At 36.8% G+C, this 19,158-nt stretch carries 21 protein-coding genes; 1 reads left to right on the top strand and 20 read right to left on the bottom strand.

The annotated features are described in order from the left end of the window. Positions 1 to 33: 33 nt before the first annotated feature. From NST14_RS08035 to NST14_RS07945, 19 genes are all read right to left on the bottom strand, one after another. Positions 34 to 1,296 carry a tetratricopeptide repeat protein gene (locus tag NST14_RS08035; RefSeq protein ID WP_001168676.1) on the bottom strand — a complete coding sequence of 421 codons (1,263 nt, stop codon included), beginning with the start codon at positions 1,294 to 1,296 and terminating at the stop codon, positions 34 to 36. Between the two features lie 464 nt (positions 1,297 to 1,760). Beyond that, the gene (gene hisC / locus NST14_RS08030; protein WP_001264036.1) at positions 1,761 to 2,873 is read right to left on the bottom strand and encodes a histidinol-phosphate transaminase; all 1,113 of its coding nucleotides are present in this window, start codon (positions 2,871 to 2,873) and stop codon (positions 1,761 to 1,763) included. A gap of 120 nt (positions 2,874 to 2,993) precedes the next feature. Then, positions 2,994 to 4,091, bottom strand: coding sequence for a 3-dehydroquinate synthase (gene aroB, locus NST14_RS08025; protein WP_000526830.1), 1,098 nt, complete (start codon positions 4,089 to 4,091; stop codon positions 2,994 to 2,996). Continuing rightward, positions 4,091 to 5,263: a chorismate synthase gene (gene aroC / locus NST14_RS08020; protein WP_001269362.1), complete on the bottom strand. Its 1,173-nt coding sequence runs from the start codon at positions 5,261 to 5,263 to the stop codon at positions 4,091 to 4,093. The genes aroB and aroC overlap by 1 nt, the downstream gene beginning before the upstream one ends. Before the next feature lie 270 nt (positions 5,264 to 5,533). Continuing rightward, complete coding sequence (gene ndk / locus NST14_RS08015; RefSeq protein ID WP_000415887.1) at positions 5,534 to 5,980, bottom strand: nucleoside-diphosphate kinase; 447 nt, start codon at positions 5,978 to 5,980, stop codon at positions 5,534 to 5,536. Positions 5,981 to 6,104: 124 nt separating this feature from the next. After that, positions 6,105 to 7,067, bottom strand: a complete 963-nt coding sequence (hepT, locus tag NST14_RS08010; RefSeq protein ID WP_000776082.1) for a heptaprenyl diphosphate synthase component II — start codon at positions 7,065 to 7,067, stop codon at positions 6,105 to 6,107. A 31-nt stretch (positions 7,068 to 7,098) separates the two neighbouring features. Then, positions 7,099 to 7,812, bottom strand: a complete 714-nt coding sequence (gene menG / locus NST14_RS08005; RefSeq protein ID WP_001187667.1) for a 2-heptaprenyl-1,4-naphthoquinone methyltransferase — start codon at positions 7,810 to 7,812, stop codon at positions 7,099 to 7,101. A gap of 29 nt (positions 7,813 to 7,841) precedes the next feature. Continuing rightward, a complete protein-coding gene (locus NST14_RS08000) occupies positions 7,842 to 8,591 on the bottom strand; it encodes a heptaprenyl diphosphate synthase component 1 (RefSeq protein ID WP_139303657.1) in 750 nt (249 codons plus the stop codon). A gap of 212 nt (positions 8,592 to 8,803) precedes the next feature. Continuing rightward, a complete protein-coding gene (gene folE, locus NST14_RS07995; protein WP_001151482.1) occupies positions 8,804 to 9,373 on the bottom strand; it encodes a GTP cyclohydrolase I FolE in 570 nt (189 codons plus the stop codon). Positions 9,374 to 9,493: 120 nt separating this feature from the next. After that, on the bottom strand, positions 9,494 to 9,766 hold the full coding sequence (locus NST14_RS07990; RefSeq protein WP_001043860.1) for an HU family DNA-binding protein: 273 nt from the start codon (positions 9,764 to 9,766) through the stop codon (positions 9,494 to 9,496). Between the two features lie 297 nt (positions 9,767 to 10,063). Continuing rightward, a complete protein-coding gene (gene spoIVA, locus NST14_RS07985; RefSeq protein WP_000416519.1) occupies positions 10,064 to 11,542 on the bottom strand; it encodes a stage IV sporulation protein A in 1,479 nt (492 codons plus the stop codon). Between the two features lie 243 nt (positions 11,543 to 11,785). Then, entirely contained in the window at positions 11,786 to 12,499 is a 714-nt protein-coding gene (locus NST14_RS07980) for a hypothetical protein (protein WP_049113550.1), read from the bottom strand. A 48-nt stretch (positions 12,500 to 12,547) separates the two neighbouring features. After that, positions 12,548 to 12,751 carry a DUF2768 domain-containing protein gene (locus NST14_RS07975; protein WP_001288998.1) on the bottom strand — a complete coding sequence of 68 codons (204 nt, stop codon included), beginning with the start codon at positions 12,749 to 12,751 and terminating at the stop codon, positions 12,548 to 12,550. Positions 12,752 to 13,018: 267 nt separating this feature from the next. Further along, positions 13,019 to 13,270 (bottom strand): stage VI sporulation protein F, encoded by a 252-nt coding sequence (locus NST14_RS07970; RefSeq protein ID WP_000369754.1) that lies wholly within the window; start codon positions 13,268 to 13,270, stop codon positions 13,019 to 13,021. Between the two features lie 114 nt (positions 13,271 to 13,384). Next, entirely contained in the window at positions 13,385 to 14,407 is a 1,023-nt protein-coding gene (locus NST14_RS07965) for an NAD(P)H-dependent glycerol-3-phosphate dehydrogenase (RefSeq protein ID WP_000161776.1), read from the bottom strand. Between the two features lie 18 nt (positions 14,408 to 14,425). Beyond that, positions 14,426 to 15,736, bottom strand: a complete 1,311-nt coding sequence (gene der / locus NST14_RS07960) for a ribosome biogenesis GTPase Der (RefSeq protein ID WP_001125893.1) — start codon at positions 15,734 to 15,736, stop codon at positions 14,426 to 14,428. A gap of 124 nt (positions 15,737 to 15,860) precedes the next feature. After that, the gene (locus tag NST14_RS07955) at positions 15,861 to 16,046 is read right to left on the bottom strand and encodes a capping complex subunit for YIEGIA (RefSeq protein WP_000979054.1); all 186 of its coding nucleotides are present in this window, start codon (positions 16,044 to 16,046) and stop codon (positions 15,861 to 15,863) included. Beyond that, positions 16,043 to 16,936, bottom strand: a complete 894-nt coding sequence (locus NST14_RS07950; protein WP_000575282.1) for a YIEGIA family protein — start codon at positions 16,934 to 16,936, stop codon at positions 16,043 to 16,045. Before NST14_RS07950 ends, NST14_RS07955 begins: the two co-directional genes overlap by 4 nt. Beyond that, positions 16,929 to 17,540: a YphA family membrane protein gene (locus NST14_RS07945; protein ID WP_229142939.1), complete on the bottom strand. Its 612-nt coding sequence runs from the start codon at positions 17,538 to 17,540 to the stop codon at positions 16,929 to 16,931. Before NST14_RS07945 ends, NST14_RS07950 begins: the two co-directional genes overlap by 8 nt. A gap of 116 nt (positions 17,541 to 17,656) precedes the next feature. On the opposite strand from NST14_RS07945, the gene NST14_RS07940 reads away from it, so the two are divergent. Continuing rightward, positions 17,657 to 17,791: a YpzI family protein gene (locus NST14_RS07940; protein ID WP_000513900.1), complete on the top strand. Its 135-nt coding sequence runs from the start codon at positions 17,657 to 17,659 to the stop codon at positions 17,789 to 17,791. A 317-nt stretch (positions 17,792 to 18,108) separates the two neighbouring features. Here the strand turns inward: NST14_RS07940 and NST14_RS07935 are convergent, their stop codons facing one another. Beyond that, the gene (locus NST14_RS07935; RefSeq protein WP_000251033.1) at positions 18,109 to 19,158 is read right to left on the bottom strand and encodes a type 2 isopentenyl-diphosphate Delta-isomerase; all 1,050 of its coding nucleotides are present in this window, start codon (positions 19,156 to 19,158) and stop codon (positions 18,109 to 18,111) included.

Raw genomic sequence — 19,158 nt, 5'->3', positions numbered from 1 at the left:
GATTCAAGAAGCGGTATTCAGTTTCCTTCCAACTTATGAAAAATCCTCTAAATTATATAACAATTCTTCAATATGAATTTGTGTCGGGTCTAGTTGTATTAACTGAGTAAATACTTCTTTCGCCTCTTTTCGCATACCTTCTTCCAATAAGAAATAACCGTACTCTTCCAAGAAGTCTGGATGATTCTTAAAAGAAGTATATGCACTTTCATAGTGTTTTAATGCATCAGAATACATTTCTAATTGTTTTTTTGCAAACGCAAGATCCCAAAGTAGTTGTGTATCTGGTTCTCCGCTATCGATAGCACGCTCTACAACGGCAATTAGCTCTTCATACTTTTCTTGTTCCTTTAAGATATATGCATATTTTAATGTTGCACCTAAATGTCCTGGATCTAACTCAAGCGCTTTTTGAAGCACTTCCTCTGCTTCCGCTATTTTCCCTAATTTCGCTGCAATGTTCGCTAATTCTACATAGAATGGTACAGAAAGTTCATCTACTTTAATTCCTTCATGAAGTGTTTCATAGCTTTCTTGAAGCATTCCTTCTTTTTCATAGCTTTTCGCTAAATACATGTAAAGAGATGCATACTCAGGATCTAATTCTTTCAGTTCTTGCCAAGCACCAATTGCTCTTTGGTATTCTTCACCTTGGTATAACGTGAATGCATATCCAAATAATGAGTGAATATCTTTTTGTTCCTCTAAACCTGCTTCGTAGTAAGAAATCGCCTCTTCCCAATTTCCAATGGCACTTAACGTTTCTCCAAGGCGCAGTGCAATGACAACACCACCCATTACTTTATGCTCCGCTAATAGCGACTCATAATAAGTAATTGCCTTTTGTTCTTCACCTTTACTACTATATAACTCTGCTAATCCAAACGTAATGACAGGCTCGTCAGGCATCATTTCTTTCGCCTTTAATAGTTTTTGTTCTGCTACATCATCGAAACCTTGCATTTGGAATAAATCCGCTACAAGTAATAACGATTGAACATATAAATCATCATTTTCCGGAATATCATGAAGTACTTCAATCGCTTCATCTTCTTTATCTAGATCAATATATAATTCTGCTAAAAATACAGTGAATTCACTTTCCTCTGGATACAATAAACGCAAATCTTCTGTAATAGCTAACGCTTCATCCGTAAATCCAAGAGTATGATAATAGCGAGCAATATCATACTTCTCTTCATCATTCGCAATTTTTAATTGCTCTTTTAATAATTGTAATCCTTTTTCCGCTTCACCATTTTCAATATATGAAACAGCTTGTTCAAACTTTTGCATAAACGTCTCCTTTAATTCTAAAAAATATTCTTTTCTGTTCATTTACCCTGCTATTAACGGGCAGTAAGACCCCACCTCAAAATTCAGCTAGGGCAAAGAAGTTAGTTTTGGGGGCAACTGCCCGTAAAAGCCCGATTGGTGTGGGCTAATAATCAGCGGGGGATAAACATCCCCCCCATTGATTAAAGTTTCACTTTATCATAAGCAACTCATTGTTAGAACGCAACCTTTAGAATGAGCATGCTTCTTCTTACAGAGTAGTTAATTGTTCAAAGGTTCGGATATGATACCGATACCTTCTTATCTTCTTCTATTGTACCGCTTTCTTTTATGACCGTGCAAATAACTTCTCCCACTAATTATCGAGCCATACCAATCTTGATTTACAGAACAACTTAATTACTAAACTTCAACTTTTTTAATGCGATAAAAAAGACTCCTCTAATAGGAGCCTTCACAATCTCTTAAGAATATGTTTCCTCTTTCTGTACTTGCTCATTTACAAGTTCTTTCAGTAACTCTATAATTTCATCATTTTCTTCTTTCAAACCGACAGTAATACGAATGCCATCATCGATACCAAATGCAGCACCAGAACGAACAATATATCCTTTTTTCATTAATCGTTCAAAAGCTTCATTACCAGGAATACCGAGTTTTAAGAAAATGAAATTTGTTTGAGATGGATAATAGAATACGTTATATTCCTTACAAAATGCGTAATATTGATGTAATCCTTCTTCATTCTTTTTCACACATTCTTGTAAAAATGCTTGATCTTCTAATGCAGCAAGTGCTACAGATTGCGCTACAGTCGATGTATTAAATGGTAACCTCGCTACTTCTAGCTGCCCGATTAACTCCGTATTACCAACTGCATATCCGATACGGAAAGCAGCTAGACCATATGCTTTTGAAAACGTACGCAATACCATAAGATTTTCATACTTTTCAAGAAGTGGTAATGTTTGCGGATAGTCTTCTGCTCCCGCATATTCATAATATGCTTCGTCCATAATAACAAGCGCTGACTTAGGAACTGATTCTAAAAATGAAAGTAATTTTTGTTTTTCTACATATGTACCTGTCGGATTATTCGGGTTACAAATCCATACAATCTTCGTTTGATCATCTACTTGCTGTAACATCGCATCTAAATCGTGAACGCCATCTTTAAGTGGTACTTCACGAACTTCTGCTCCTTCAATAACAGCATGGTGATGGTATTGTGAGAATGTTGGATTCGCCATTACAACATTTGTTCCTTCGTGTAGTAACGCACGACTAATCATTTGAATAACTTCATCTAATCCACTACCAAATAACAGTTGTTCCGTTTTAACACCTAAATGTTTTGCTACTTGTGTCCGAAGTTCAAAGGCATGTCCATCTGGATAAAGAGCGTATTGACTCGCTACAGAAGTTAATGCTTCTGTTACGCGTGCTGAGCACCCGAATGGATTTTCGTTCGATGCTAATTTCACAATTTTTGATAACCCATATTCCCTTTTTACTTCTTCAATATTTTTCCCAGGCACATATGCTCTCAAAGTTAACAATTGCTCTTTCACTCTCATTTTTCTTCCCCCAGTCATTTTATTCAATTCGATTACAATACGGTTATACTCCCTTACTATAATCGTTTATCATAACTGTCACTATTACGAAAATACTTCTAAATAGGCTCTCCATAGCTGTTATCTACTTCTTATACCCATATCCTTTTGAAATGCCTCTAACGCAATATGAACAGTCTCATCAGGAATAGATACGACATTCACTACCCCATATTCCTGCATAAGTACCATATGAATTGTTCCTGCATTCGCTTTCTTATCTTGTTTCATCAACCCGACGAGGCGTTCTACACTTAAATCACTTGGCATTTTTGGATAGCCGTACTTCAAGAACCACTGCTTCATCTCTTCATAAGCAAGATTAACCTTATACACCTGCTCACTTAAGAATATAGCAAATAACATTCCAACCGCTACTCCGTCACCGTGAGTAATATTTCCATATCCTAGTTCTTTTTCTAGAGCATGGCCTAACGTATGTCCAAAGTTCAAATGAGCACGTACACCTTTTTCTGTTTCATCTTGCGCTACAATGTTTGCCTTTACAGGAATTGCCTTCGTTAATATGTGGATTAATTTCTCATCACGAAGATCTGCTAATGTTTGCACTTCTTCTTTTAGCCAATGATATAGCTTTACATCACCAATTAGAGCATGTTTTATCACTTCTGCATAACCCGAGCGCCACTCTTTTTCAGGAAGAGACTGTAAAAACGGCGTATGATATACAACTGCTTCCGGTTGATGGAATGCACCTATCATATTTTTACCTAACGGATGATTGATTGCTACTTTCCCACCTACCGCGCTATCGTGAGCTAATAAAGTCGTCGGAACTTGAACAAAGCGAATTCCACGCATAAATGACGCAGCAACAAAACCAGCTAAGTCTCCAATCATCCCGCCTCCAAGTGCGATAATTAAAGAATTTCTATCTAATTTATTTTCAAGAGCTGACGTATGAGCCGCATAGAAATTTTCAAAGGACTTCTCTTTTTCACCACTCGGTACAACGAATGAAAATACTTTTTGATCTATTTGCAACGCATCTACAACTGTCTGTAAATGTAAAGGTGCAACAGCCTCATCTGAAATAATCATAATGTTTGATACAGATGGCTGCATGTTTTGAACGATTGTTGTCAAATGTGACAACGATTCTTTTCCTACATATACATCATATTCTTTTGATTTCGTTTGAATATGTATGTTTCCCATTAAAATCCCCTCGCATATTCATTATGTTTCTCAATATTTTCACGAATAAGGTCCATACGATCTAATCCAAATTGTTCTATTAAAGCTGTCGCTAATTCCCAAGCTACAACCGCTTCCGCAACGACACTAGCTGCTGGAACAGCACAACTATCTGAACGTTCAATACTTGCTGTAAAAGGCTCTTTCGTATCAATATCGACACTTTGAAGAGGTTTATATAGTGTAGGTATCGGTTTCATCACTCCGCGCACAACAATTGGCATTCCAGTCGTCATACCGCCTTCTAAACCACCCGCGTTATTTGTTCTTCTTGTATATCCATGCTCTTCATCCCACAAAATTTCATCATGAACTTCGCTACCCGGTCTATGTGCTGCTTCAAAACCAATTCCAATCTCGACCCCTTTAAAGGCATTAATGCTCATTATTGCGGCTGCTAATTTTGCATCTAGTTTTCGATCATAATGCACATAGCTGCCTACTCCAATCGGCATTCCTTCCACAATTACTTCCACGATGCCACCGATTGAATCACCATTTGATTTCGCATCATCAATTGCTTTTATCATTTGATTACCAGCTTCTTCATCTAAACAGCGTACAGGTGATGCTTCTGTAATACTTTTTAATTCTTCAATTGAACGATACGTAGTCTCTTTAGCCTGTACACCGCCAATTTCAATTACATGGCCTGCTACTGCAATACCAAGTTCCGCTAACACTTTTTTTGCAACCGCACCAGCAGCAACACGTACTGTCGTTTCGCGTGCCGAAGAGCGTTCCAGTACATTTCTCATATCTCTATGACCATATTTAATCGCACCATTTAAATCAGCATGTCCAGGTCTTGGTTTTGTTACTTTCCTTTTCATTTCTTTTTCTTCTTGTTCCGTTAACGGCTCTGCACCCATAATTTTTGTCCAATGTGCAAAATCACGGTTTTCAACAACAAGTGCAATTGGAGAACCTAATGTCTCTCCATGTCTAACACCACTTACAATTTGCACTTGATCTGTTTCAATTTGCATGCGTCTACCACGCCCATATCCCTTTTGCCTTCTAGCTAACTCTTCATTTATATCATCCGCTACTAATGGTAGTCCGGCTGGAACACCTTCTATAATCGTTGTAAGTTGTGGACCATGAGATTCACCAGCTGTAATATATCGCATACGTTATTCCTCTTTTCGTATATGTATTTATCTCGCTATATTAAGCAATAATTTTATCTTTCATTACTCTAAAAATATGAAAGAGTTATTCATACATCAGCCATTCGCTTATTCTCCGATAGGCCTTTACTTTACATATCAATATATCATAACAGCTCTAACTTCGTAACTAATAGAAATAAAAAAAGTGCAAGAAGAATACCCCTATTCTCCTTGCACTTTCTACTATTATCACAGTGATTAAAGCGTTTACAAATTATTTCAAAATAATTAGTAAATCCATTCATTCATTAATTTTGAGTAGTCAACTAATTCTTCTTCCTTAAAGAAAATACCAATCTCGCGCTCTGCACTTTCTAACGAATCAGAACCATGGATAATATTTTTGGCAACAGTTACACCGAAATCTCCACGAATTGTTCCAGGAGCTGCTTCATGTGGTCTTGTTTTACCCATCATGTTACGAGCTGTATCTACTACACCTTCACCTTGCCATACCATTGCGAATACAGGACCAGATGTAATAAAGTCTACTAATTCACCAAAGAAAGGTTTTTCTGTGTGCTCAGCATAGTGTTGTCCAGCGATTTCTGGAGTGACTTGCATTAATTTTGCACCAACTAATTGAAAGCCCTTCTTCTCAAAACGAGCTACAATTTCCCCAATGAAGGCACGTTGTACACCGTCTGGTTTAACCATTAGAAATGTTTTTTCCATAAAAAATCTCTCCACTTCTGAATTATGTATGTAATTGTATATCCCCACACACATATTAACACCCTTATCACAATTGTGCAATAGTTTTGAAATAGAGAGATTATTTTATTTTTTAGAAAAAACACTAAAATTTTCGTTTTCCAATATACTTTGCTACATTTTGTAATGCATACTTTGCTTGTCCACGTGGGAGTGGTTTTATCATTTCTAATGCTTTATGTAAATAACGTTCACTAAACGCAAATGCTTTATCAATAGCAGCACTATTCTTTACAGCTTCAATAATTTCTTTCATTTCGTCCGCTGTTGTATTTTCATGTACAGATCTGATTTTCTTACAAAGGATTGGATCTTCCATAGCATATAAGGCAGGAAGCGTAATGTTTCCTTGCAATAAATCGCCCCCAGCAGGTTTTCCAAGTTTCTCTTCTGTAGAAACGAAGTCTAAAATGTCATCAATAATTTGATACGACATCCCTACGAAATAGCCATACCAAAACAGACGGCTTACCGTATCACGATTAGCGCCAGCAGCAATCGCTCCTAGTTGGCAACTTGCAGCAATTAATAAAGCGGTTTTTCGCTTTATTCTTCTTAAATATGTTCTTAAATTTTGGTCATAGTTATACTTATCTTTAATTTGTTCGATTTCACCTTTACAAACTTCTAAAATGGTATGCGATAGCGCCTGATGCGCCTCTGGAATTTCAATATTCGTTATACATTCAAGAGACTTAGCGAATAAATAGTCCCCTGTATACATTGCAATACGATCTCCCCATTTCGCATTCACAGTTGCACTACCACGTCGTAAAAACGCAGCATCAATAACATCATCGTGAACAAGAGAAGCCATATGAATAAGTTCTAACGCAACAGCTACATGCTTAATTGCATCTAACTTATAATCTCCAAATTTCCCCGCAAGCAACACAAATACAGGACGAATTCGCTTCCCACCAGCTTCAATAAGTTGTAATGCCGCCTCTTCTACTAATGGCTGTTCAGAAGCAACTGTCTTTTTTAATTCTTTTTCTATCACATTAATATCCGATCGTAAAAAAGAGTACATAAGTTGTAACTTCATATTGTTCACCTTAACCTAAAACTTCTTTTTTCTATTTTGATTCTGGTTTCATGCCTAAATGCATCGCTGCTACCCCAAAAGTAAATGGCTTCACTTGCACACGTTCAAGTCCAGCTTTTTCGAACATATTAGCCAATTCTTTCATACCTGGGAATGTACTAGCAGATTCTTGTAGCCATGAATATTCTTTATAACTTTTCGCAAATAACTTTCCAAATAACGGCATGATATATTTAAAGTATAAAATATAACCTTGTCGAAAACCAATCATTGTTGGTTGAGATGTTTCTAAACAAATTACTTTTCCACCTGGTTTTACTACACGCGTCATTTCTTTTAATACGTGCATATAATCCGGTACATTACGTAAACCAAATCCAATCGTTACATAATCAAACGTGTTATCTTCAAATGGAAGTTCCATTGCATTCCCGTGCAGAAGTTCTACTTGTTTTAATTGTAACGCCTCTACCTTTTGCTTACCAACAGATAACATATTTTCGCTGAAGTCTAAACCAACAACCTTGCCCTGTTCACCCACCGCTCCAGCTAGCGCAATTGTCCAGTCCGCTGTTCCGCAACATACATCAAGCGCTTTACTACCTGGTTTTACATCCATAATGCGCATCGTCTCTTTGCGCCACGCTTTATGTCTTTGAAAACTAATTACAGAATTCATCACATCGTATTTATCAGAGATTTTCTCAAATACATCATGTACTCTTTCTTCTTTTGATTGTTGCATGCTCGTACCTTCTTCCAATGTAAAATTGCTTATGTCTTCGATGTATCTCTTAACACAGAGTTTATTTCGCTTATATCTGTGTGATTTTCTAAAAATTGATTTTCTTTCTTCCTAAGTTTCATCATCCATCCATTCATAACTGTTTCTGCATCTGCTTTATCGTTCACAATCCCTTGAACAGCTTGAAAAACAGGTGAATGTTGTTTATTAACATGTAGTTCACATTCTTTTTGGAGACGATTTTTCCCTAGTACATATGTTATAAACGGCTTCCAATGCACTAAATGAAAATGATCACATGTTTTTTGCAACAGTGCAGACTCAATCATTACTACACTCTCCATTATGTCATCCACCGTTTTATGCGCTTTTTGATATAACATTATTTTGTGTTCATTAATTTCTTTAATTCCTTCAGCAAGCGCACGAATTAAAACAATATCACGATTCATAGACAATAAGTAATAATATAACCCGCTATAGTAATCACCAGCAAGCACTGTTAACTGGCGACGCTTATGCGATTCATTCGCTTCTTCCCCTGCTTTATTTGATACTCTTTCATGTGTATCAAGCGCAATTTGCACAAGCATAATCGTCACTACATAATGCTCAATTTGTTCTATATGTAAATTTGCACCTTTTAAAGCACCATATAACAATGCGATTTTCTCTTCATCAATAAATGGTTCTTCAATATAGTTTATAAAATAAGGATGGCGTAATTTCACCATCAATTTCTCTCTTATACCCGCATACCCTCCGTAGATGTCACACACAAAAATCACCCTTGTTTTCTAATTCATAAAACTTATTATAACACATACACTCTATTTTCTATAACCAAAACTTGGCTACTCTTTCCAAACTTCTACCGAACTACATAACATCTTCTATTCTTTTAAGTAATCTTTCTATTCTCACTCTGCCTCGCTAAAACTATATCATTTATTTACAAAAAAAAAAAAGAAAAGCAGTTTCCCACTTTTCTTTACTTCGTTTTAATAAAAGATAAAATTTCACTACGTGCTGCAGCATCATTTTCTAGCACACCACGTACTGCTGTTGTTACTGTTTTTGCACCTGGCTTTTTCACACCGCGCATCGTCATACACATATGTTCCGCTTCTACTACTACCATTACACCATGCGGCTCTAGTACTTCCATAATAGAGTTCGCTACTGTTGATGTAATACGTTCTTGCAGTTGTGGACGACGTGCAATTGTATCTACAGTACGAGCTAATTTACTTAACCCTGTCACTTTTCCGCCTTGCGGAATATATGCAACGTGAGCAACTCCATAGAATGGAACTAAATGATGCTCACACATCGAATAAAACGGTATATCTTTTACTAGTACAAGCTCCTCATGATCTTCTCCGAACACTTTGTGTAAATGTTCTTTCGGATCTTCATGCATACCTGAGAACACTTCTGCGTACATTTTTGCAACACGCTTTGGTGTATCAAGTACTCCCTCTCGATTAGGATCATCTCCAATTGCCTCTAAAATAAGGCGTACTGCATGTTCAATTTGTTCTAAATTAACTTTTGCCATCCGCTAGCCCTCCCGAAAACCTAAAAGTGATACGAACACATTCTAGCATATTTATGTTTTTAAAAGCAAAAAGAAGAGTTTCCAAAAAGGAAACTCTTCTTCCCTGTTAATATGTAAGGATTATTTAACCGCATCTTTTAACGCTTTACCAGGTTTGAATGCAGGTACTTTACTTGCAGCGATTTCAATCTCCTCACCTGTTTGTGGGTTACGACCTTTACGAGCCGCACGCTCACGAACTTCGAAGTTACCGAATCCGATCAGTTGTACTTTATCACCTTGTTTTAAAGCTTCTAAGATAGAATCAAAAACAGCGTCTACTGCTTTTGTTGCGTCCTTTTTAGAAAGGGAACTTGCTTCTGCAACAGCATTGATTAAATCTGTCTTGTTCATGCCATTCACCTCCTCCCAAAGATAAGACTGTATAATGATCATAAAATGAGTCTTACTTTCATTTGTAGGCAATTTTTGCAAATTCTATACTACAAAGATGTAGATAAATCATTATCAACGCCTATATTATACGATTCTCCTTTATAATTCAATATTTTTAAGGAAATTGTTACTCTTAAAATGTGAAAATCTGATGAAACTTGACAATTTACAACAATATATTAGATAATAGCTGTTTATTTTCCTATTCTATATGCGAAAATTAAAAAATCCCTCTACGATGAGAGGGATTTTTTCTTATAATATAATCGCAATTAATCCGCCAGATCCTTCATTAATAATTCTTTCTAGCGTTTCTTTTAATTTATATCTCGCATTTTCTGGCATTAAAGATAGTTTCGCTTGAATGCCTTCCCGAACAATAGAACTCAGTGAACGTCCAAATATATCAGAATTCCAAATTGATAATGGATCATCTTCAAAATCTTGCATTAAGTAACGAACTAGTTCTTCACTTTGTTTTTCCGTACCAATGATTGGCTCAAACGTAGACTCCACATCTACTTTAATCATATGAATAGATGGAGCTACAGCTTTTAATTTCACACCAAATCTTGAACCGTGACGAATAATTTCTGGTTCATCTAAACTCATGTCAGCTAACGCAGGCGCCGCTACACCATATCCTGTTTGTTTGACCATACGCAGAGCATCCGCCACTTGATCGTATTCTATTTTCGCATGAGATAAATCGAGCATAAGCTTCAATAAATGATCTTTCCCTCGAATTTCTACTCCTACTACTTCTTTTAAAATTTGATCATATAATTCATCTGGTGCATATAAATCAATCTCTGCTACGCCTTGCCCCATATCAATGCCAGCTAGGCTCGCTCGATCAATAAATTCATACTGACTAAACTGCCATACGACACGGTCTACATCACGAAGACGTTTTATATCCTTCACAGTCTCTTGAACGGCTTCTTGATAACTTTGGCGTAACCAATGCCCTTCATTTAGTACCATTACCCAGCTCGGAAGGTTCACATTCACTTCTAAAACAGGGAACTCGAATAACGCCTCTCGAAGTACATTGTATACATCTGTTTCCCTTAAACTTTCAACACTCATCGCAATGACTGGGATATCATATTCTTCAGATAAGCTTTGGCGCAATTGCTCTGTATCTGGATGATACGGCTGTACAGTGTTAATGATCATAATGAAAGGTTTTCCAACTTCTTTTAGCTCATTTACGACGCGTTCTTCTGCCTCTATATAATCTCTTCTTGGAATTTCACCAATCGTTCCATCTGTTGTAATGACAACACCAATTGTTGAATGTTCTTGAATTACTTTACGTGTTCCGATTTCTGCAGCTTCATGGAATGGAATAGGCTCTTCATACCAAGGAGTATTAATCATGCGCGGGCCATTCTCATCTTCATAACCTTTTGCTCCTGGAACAGTATATCCGACGCAATCTACTAATCGAATATTCACTTCAAGACCTTCATCTACTTCGATAGAAACCGCTTGGTTTGGAACAAATTTCGGTTCCGTCGTCATAATTGTACGACCAGCAGCACTTTGAGGTAGTTCATCCTGCGCTCTTTGACGGTCAGACTCATTTTCAATATTAGGAATAACTACAAGTTCCATAAATTTTTTAATGAATGTTGATTTCCCTGTTCGAACAGCTCCTACAACTCCAAAATAAATATCACCGCCTGTGCGTTCCGCAATATCTTTAAAAATATCTACCTTTTCCAAGTGATTCCCTCCCTCAATATTTTTGGGAATAATTCCACGTTTATAGTCAACTAATACCTTCTCTAACGTTGCCTATAATATCTGATATAATATAATGGTATTCTAGAAGTTCGGACAATATATCATATAATTTTGTCCAATTTCATATGACTATTAAAAAAATACCTTTTGTTTGCATCGCAAGTTGTGTAACATAAAAAACCTTTCTTCTAGAACTTATTCACTAAAAGAAAGGTTCATGACTTATGATTTTAAAAAAATTGGTTCTCCATTCTTTACCGTATACGGTAAAGAATACGCAGGTACAAACGGAGAATCTTTCGAAAGTATATTTCGAATATCTTCCCCCTCCTTAAATTGCCCTTCATTTTTTTTCAACGCTTCATATAAGTCGATTCTATAATCAACATAAATTTCTCCCTTCTCATTAATTACAAAAGGAAGGCCTTTACCAGAATATGGACTTGTCACTTGCGGTACATCTTTATATCCAAGTTTTTTGAAATCTAATTCATACACACCATCTGAAATTACCTTTTTAAAAGGTGGATATTGATGTTCATCTCGATACATCCTCAGCTTTAATGATAATTGCTGAATTTGTTCAGCCATCCTCACATCAATTAATTTTACTGTTGGGTTTGTTTCAACGTCTATTAATACGTATTGATATACTCCCCCGCTTTCATAGGCATTCCCTGGTGCTTCTTGTATGTAACGCGGAGAAATCTTTTGAAAATCGATTGGGTATTTTTGATAAATAGGCGTATTCATATCCCGCGTCTTAATTGGCAATATCCCGTCATTTTGCTCCTTAAATGTCGCAACAGCTTTTTGAACGACCTGCAACTGATCTTCATAAGGAACAGCATTTTGTTTCATATTTTCTTTTGGATACAGACACCCTGTTAAAATGCTCATACAACAAAATATTAAAATAATATGGACTTTTTTCACTAGTAATCACCTTTTCATACTAATATAACTCGCTCCGTACCATGCCCTTTACTGCTGTACAGGACCACTAAATACAACAAGAAAAATAACAATTCCTGACACAATCATGAGGGTGTACGCTACCAATGCTGTAATCCCTTTCAAAACTTTATTCTTTATTTTATATCTGCTTAGTAAAATAAAACTTACTGCAAAAAACATAAATCCAATTGCCCCTAAAGCAAACCACATTTTTATAAGCCCTTCCGACATATACACACCCCTTTTTATTAATCTATTTTTATACTATTTTAACAAATTAAAATCTTTAAACAAATACAAAAAAGAACATTTTACTACAAATCGAGAATATGTAGTTTTAATCAATAGGTTTTTCAGCATTTTCCACCAGTCTAGATAAAAATAAAACCGAAGCGAGCATATCTCTCGCTTCGGTTGACCAAATATGCCCAAAACAGCTCTATTCCCATACTTTCATGGCTATCATATGCAATTTACAAACTCTTTGTTTCTCATATTTTATTTTTTAAACATTTTGCTTAACGAGCCAAAATCTGTCGGCATATTATTGTTAATAATCGCTTTTACAATTTGATCCTCTTGTTCTTTCGGCACTTCACGTCCTGCCATAAGAGCCACTTGATGAATCAATTGACGAAGTACAGTCTCATCACGTAAATTCGCATTTTGTACAGATGATGCTAATTTAAAAATATCTTCTTTATTCACTTTCGCTTCTTTTTCAATGTTATTAAAAATGTTGTTATCCATTCTTTTCACCCTCTCCTCAAGTTACTCTTCATCCTATGCAAAAATAAAAAAATGGTGAAAAGACCCAAAAAATAAAAAGCGACAGAAGTACAAATGTACTTCTGTCGCTTTTCTTTAAAGTAAGTCAGGTATAGCTTCCACTTCGTGTTTTCGAACACGCCCCATTAATGAGCCTACTGCATCTTTTACATTATTCCCATTGAATAGCACATCATATAAAGCAGCTGTAATCGGCATTTCTACTTCCATTTTTTCTGCCAATTCATGAGCAGCTTTCGTTGTTCTTACACCTTCGACAACCATACCCATACTTTCTAACACTTCTTCTAAAGAGTGTCCTTTTCCAAGCATATTTCCAGCACGCCAATTTCGGCTATGAACACTTGTACAAGTTACAATTAAGTCACCCATACCAGTTAGTCCAGCAAACGTTAACGGATTTCCACCCATTTTTCTTCCTAAACGAGCAATCTCCGTTAAACCACGCGTCATTAATGCCGCTTTCGCATTATCCCCTAATCCAAGACCATCAGTTATCCCAGCAGCTAATGCGATAATATTTTTTAACGCACCACCAAGTTCAACTCCAACGATATCTGGATTTGTGTATACACGGAAGTAACTATTCATAAACAAATCTTGTACTTCCTCAGCCGCTTCCATACGCTTTGCTGCAGACGTAACAGTTGTCGCTTGACGCAACCCTACTTCTTCAGCATGACTCGGTCCAGACAGTACAACAACATCTTTAATCAAGTCCTCTGGAATTTCTTCCTCAATCACTTCCGAAATACGTTTTGACGTACCAGGTTCAATTCCTTTACTTGCATGAATCCAAGTAGTCGGGCCCGCTACATATTTCTTCATATCTTGCAGTACTTCTCTATACGCTTTCGTTGGTACTACAAGAAGTACTACATTTACATCTACTAATGCTTCTTCTAAAGAAGAGTAGGCTACGATTGTGCTTGGCAATGTAATTCCTGGGAGATATCGACTATTCTCATGTTTTGTATTAATCTCATCCATAAGTTCAGAACGATTTCCCCAAATACGTACATCATGCCCATTGTCAGCTAATACCATCGCTAACGCTGTTCCCCAGCTACCTGCTCCAACTACTGTGATTTTTGTCATAAAATCACATCCTCTCCATTAGTCTCTTGCTCTAGCGATAATGTGAATCGGTGTTCCTACAAAGCCGAATGATTCACGTAAACGATTCTTTAAGAAGCGCTCATATGAGAAGTGCAATAGTTCTGGATCGTTTACAAACACAACAAATGTTGGTGGTTTTACCGCAACTTGTGTTGCATAGAAAATCTTCAGACGACTACCATTATGCGTTGGCGTTGGATTCATCGCTACCGCATCCATAATTACATCATTTAATACGTTCGTTTGAATACGGATACTATGGCTTTCATTTACCTCATCGATAACCGGTATTAACGTTTGTGTACGTTTTCTCGTTTTTGCAGATAAGAATACAATCGGTGCGTACTCTAAAAATTGGAAATGAGCACGGATGTTTTCTTCAAATGCTTTCATTGTTTTCTCATCTTTTTTCACTGCGTCCCATTTGTTTACAACGATCACGACAGCTCGCCCTGAATCATGAGCGTATCCAGCGATTTTTTTATCTTGTTCAATAATTCCTTCTTCACCGTCTAAAACGACTAAAACAACGTCAGAACGTTCAATCGCTCTTAGTGCACGAAGTACACTATACTTTTCTGTACTTTCATACACTTTCCCTTTTTTACGCATACCAGCTGTATCGATAATTACATAATCTTTTCCATCTTTACTATATGGTGTATCGACAGCATCACGAGTTGTTCCTGCTACATTACTAACAATTACACGCTCTTGACCAAGAAGAGCATTTACAAGTGATGATTTCCCTACGTTTGGACGTCCAATTAAAGAGAAACGAATTGTATCTTCATCATATCCGTCTTCTTCAATCTTTGGAAAATGCTGTGCAGCTTCGTCTAATAAGTCACCTAATCCTAATCCGTGTGTACCTGAAATTGGGAATGGCTCACCAAATCCTAATGCATAGAAATCATAAATGTCACTGCGCATTTCCGGATTGTCCACTTTATTTACTGCAAGTACAACCGGTTTATTTGAACGATATAATATTTTCGCAACTTCTTCATCAGCTGCTGTTACACCGTCACGACCATTTGTCATAAAAATGATAACATCCGCTTCATCAATTGCCACTTCAGCTTGTTGACGAATTTGTGTCAAAAATGGCTCGTCTCCAATATCAATTCCACCTGTATCAATAATGTTAAATTCATGATTTAACCATTCTCCAGCGCTATAAATACGGTCGCGCGTTACACCTGGAATATCTTCTACAATTGAAACTCTCTCTCCAACAATTCTATTGAAAATAGTAGATTTCCCTACGTTCGGGCGGCCTACTATTGCTATTACTGGTTTCGGCATATACTTTCATCCTTTCAACTTGCTTCTGTTTATTATGTAAAAAACCCTTCTTTGTGCAAGAAGGGATTTGCATTCCAGAATATTTCTCAGCGTATCAAAACACCTCACATTATAACACACGTTGCTAATGTTTCACAATAATATATACATTCTCTTGTAAGCGATGCGCAATGCCATCTAGAATTGCCTCTAAATTATTTGCAACAAATTCTAACTCCTCTGTCGATTCACAAGTAAACAGAGGGGCACCACCAGCAAATTTCTCCGGAGTCGTTGTAATAACTGCAAGAATTACACTTTCTAACATCATCTCTTATCTCCCCTTCCTTTCGGGGCTTCCGATGACATATGAACAGCACTTTCTAACGTCGGCACGTTCCCTATGACACCTATTGCTTTCTCCACATCTTGATCTTGTGGTAAGACAAAGATTCCAACCCTGCCATCCTCTAAATCACGCTTTGCTAGCGGCGCAAGTGCCGGCGTACCAGAATCTCTATAAATCCCTAAAGCAACAGAAACATCATGTAAAATAGCTTGTCGTTGCCCTAAGTTTGAGATTGTCACCATCGCATCAATTGATTTCGGTCTTAAAATAAAGCCCATTCCATATTTCATAATTTCCTCTTGTCTTGCTGGCAATCCAATATTCATAATGTAAATATTATCAATATATAGCCCCGCCCCTTCAAAACGAAGTGGAACATGCTCGATATCAACAAGATCATGCAACCTCTTACCAGACATTAATGTTTTCGCGATAAAAAATGCGATGATAGCCATAACGACTCCAGCAATCCATGAACGGAACCCTATATAAGCAAACGTCGTTACAAACGACGTTAACATCGCCAAATAGTTGCGACTTTCAAAAACTAATGCAATTCCTTCAATATATGTATTCCCACGTGGTACAAGCTCATAACCATCTAATTGTTGAAGTGTATTTCTTTCCATATTACGCACATCACGAAACTGTGTTGCTGCTAACGTAAGAAACGTAATGGCAGAAAAATCTTTTTTCAATATAGACGGAATTGCAATCGCTCCTAAAGCCGCCGCAATTAACCCCATCGCAATATGAATAATTTTCCCGTGGAGCCTCGTCGGATATTGCCGGGTATCTGTCCGAAGCATGAGCACTCTCGTTACCGTCCCTGCTATTACGCCGCATAAAATGGCCGGTGTATATTCAATCATGTATTACCCTCGCCTTTCTTTTACGTATTTTCCTCTTAAACTGTTCCATGTGTACGGAGACTTTCGCAATCCAAAATAAAATTGCCATGAATAATGTAGAAACAGCAACGATATCAAAAAACGCTAAACTACCGTAATCGTAAGGAAAATGCAGTTTCCGAAAAATAATTGTCACAAACAATTCTCCCTGTAACATTCCTATATAAAGAGAACATAGTCGTAATATGCGATCCTCATGTAATAAAACGGATGCATATACAAGAGCACTACTTAACAAAAACAACCTGTCCACCACAATCCAAATTGGATCATATACTTCTAACAAATGAAAACTTGTATATAACATTGCAATAATAAGTGCCGAAAGTAAGCTATATAATTTTTTCCAAATAGAATAGAGCGTGAGTCCTATAAAAGCTATACCAGAAAGTAAAAGTGCATTTACTGATACCGTAAATGAAGCAATCGTTACATGTAACGGAGAACAAATAATAAAAATCAATATACAGGCGCTTATCTTCCACCGAATAGAGTCCTTTTTCATAAAAAATGTTACGACAATCCACCCTATCCAAGCTACAAAATAAAAAGTACTCCCTTCCATCATTTCACCTCCTATGTTTTCCATTATGGGAACTTTTTATGAAAGTTAATCCACTTTCTTCGCGCATAGTTTTTTCATATAACAGCAACACTTTTAATAAGGAGGTGCTATTCATTATGGGTAAAGATCGTCAAGAACGAAAACTAAGAGAATCTCGCCGCGTTGAATCTGATCGTGACCAATCACTACAATATCCGGGTGCAACTGGACTTGATACACCTGAGCAAGCTCGAAAACAGAATCAGCACTAATGAATACAAAAAGACGGTTTCGATATTGTACGAAACCGTCTTTTACATATTTCTTCATAATTTCTATTCATATTGAAATAACATTTCACATACAAATCTTTCTAAACTTTATTTTTATCCATACCTATTTTTCTTAGAAAAATTAAACCTTCTGCAATAATTCAATGGCACATTATCTACATTTCTCAGTCGCAAATTTTACAAGATACTGTTTATATATAGGAATTATTTCATTTTTCTAGAATATCAATTCCATCCCTCGCTTTATATTACTAAAATGAATAGAAAACAAAAAAATCAACCAAACGGTCGATTTTTTATCTTCTACTATAATGCGTCGTATCAATGCCACGCTGCGTTAACCAATGATACGTTTCGCCCTTTACAACAAGAGGAACAGACTGTAACTCTTCTATCGTCTTCGCGCCAAGAGCTGTCATAATAAATTTCAAGTCTGCATGTAATAGATCAATTTCATCCACTAACTTCTCGATGCCATCTTGCATTAAAATGCGTAAAAAGTATCCAGCAAAAGCAGTTGTATTCGCCCCTAATGCGATTGCTTTCGCTACGTCAAGCGCTGTTTGTATACCCCCAGATGCAATAAAAGAGAGGTTATTATTTGTAGAGGTTGCTTCAATAATCGAGGTAGCTGTTTGTATGCCCCAGTTATTAAAATAAGAAAGCATTCGCTGTCTTCTTTCATTTTCAACAGCAGCAAAATTCGTACCACCTTGTCCGCCAATATCAATTGCCGTTACACCTACGCTCGCTAACTGTTGCATTGTTTCCTTACTCATCCCAAATCCAACTTCTTTTACAATGACAGGAACTTTACTATTTAAAACAATTTTCTCAATACGCTGAAGTACACCAGTAAAGTCACGGTCTCCTTCTGGCATCGTTAACTCTTGTATGACATTTAAATGAATTTGCAATGCATTCGCTTCAACCATATCAACAGCACGCTCTGCCTGTTCAACAGTTGCCTCACTACCTAAATTAGCAAAGAAAATACCATTTGGATTTACCTTTCTAATAATCTTATAAGAAGCAGCCTCACTTTCATCTTTTAACGCTGCCATTTGCGATCCTACAGCCATAGCAAGGTTATGATGTTTCGCTACATATGCTAATTGCTCATTAATATGTAACGTTTTCTCTCCTCCACCACCAGTCATCGCATTGATAAAAATCGGCGAACTTAGTGAAAGTTCGCCGATTTTTGTTTCACATGTTATTGTATCATAATTTGAATTTGGCAAGCTTTGATGCACAAAATCAATATCATGAAAGCCATGCGTACGAGACTGACCAGTAGAAAGAGCGTATTCAATATGATCTAATTTACGTTTTGCCCTTACCAC

Source organism: Bacillus sp. FSL W8-0519 (assembly GCF_038005585.1).
Classification (GTDB): domain Bacteria; phylum Bacillota; class Bacilli; order Bacillales; family Bacillaceae_G; genus Bacillus_A; species Bacillus_A paranthracis.
This window is presented reverse-complemented; position numbering and strand designations above follow the sequence as displayed.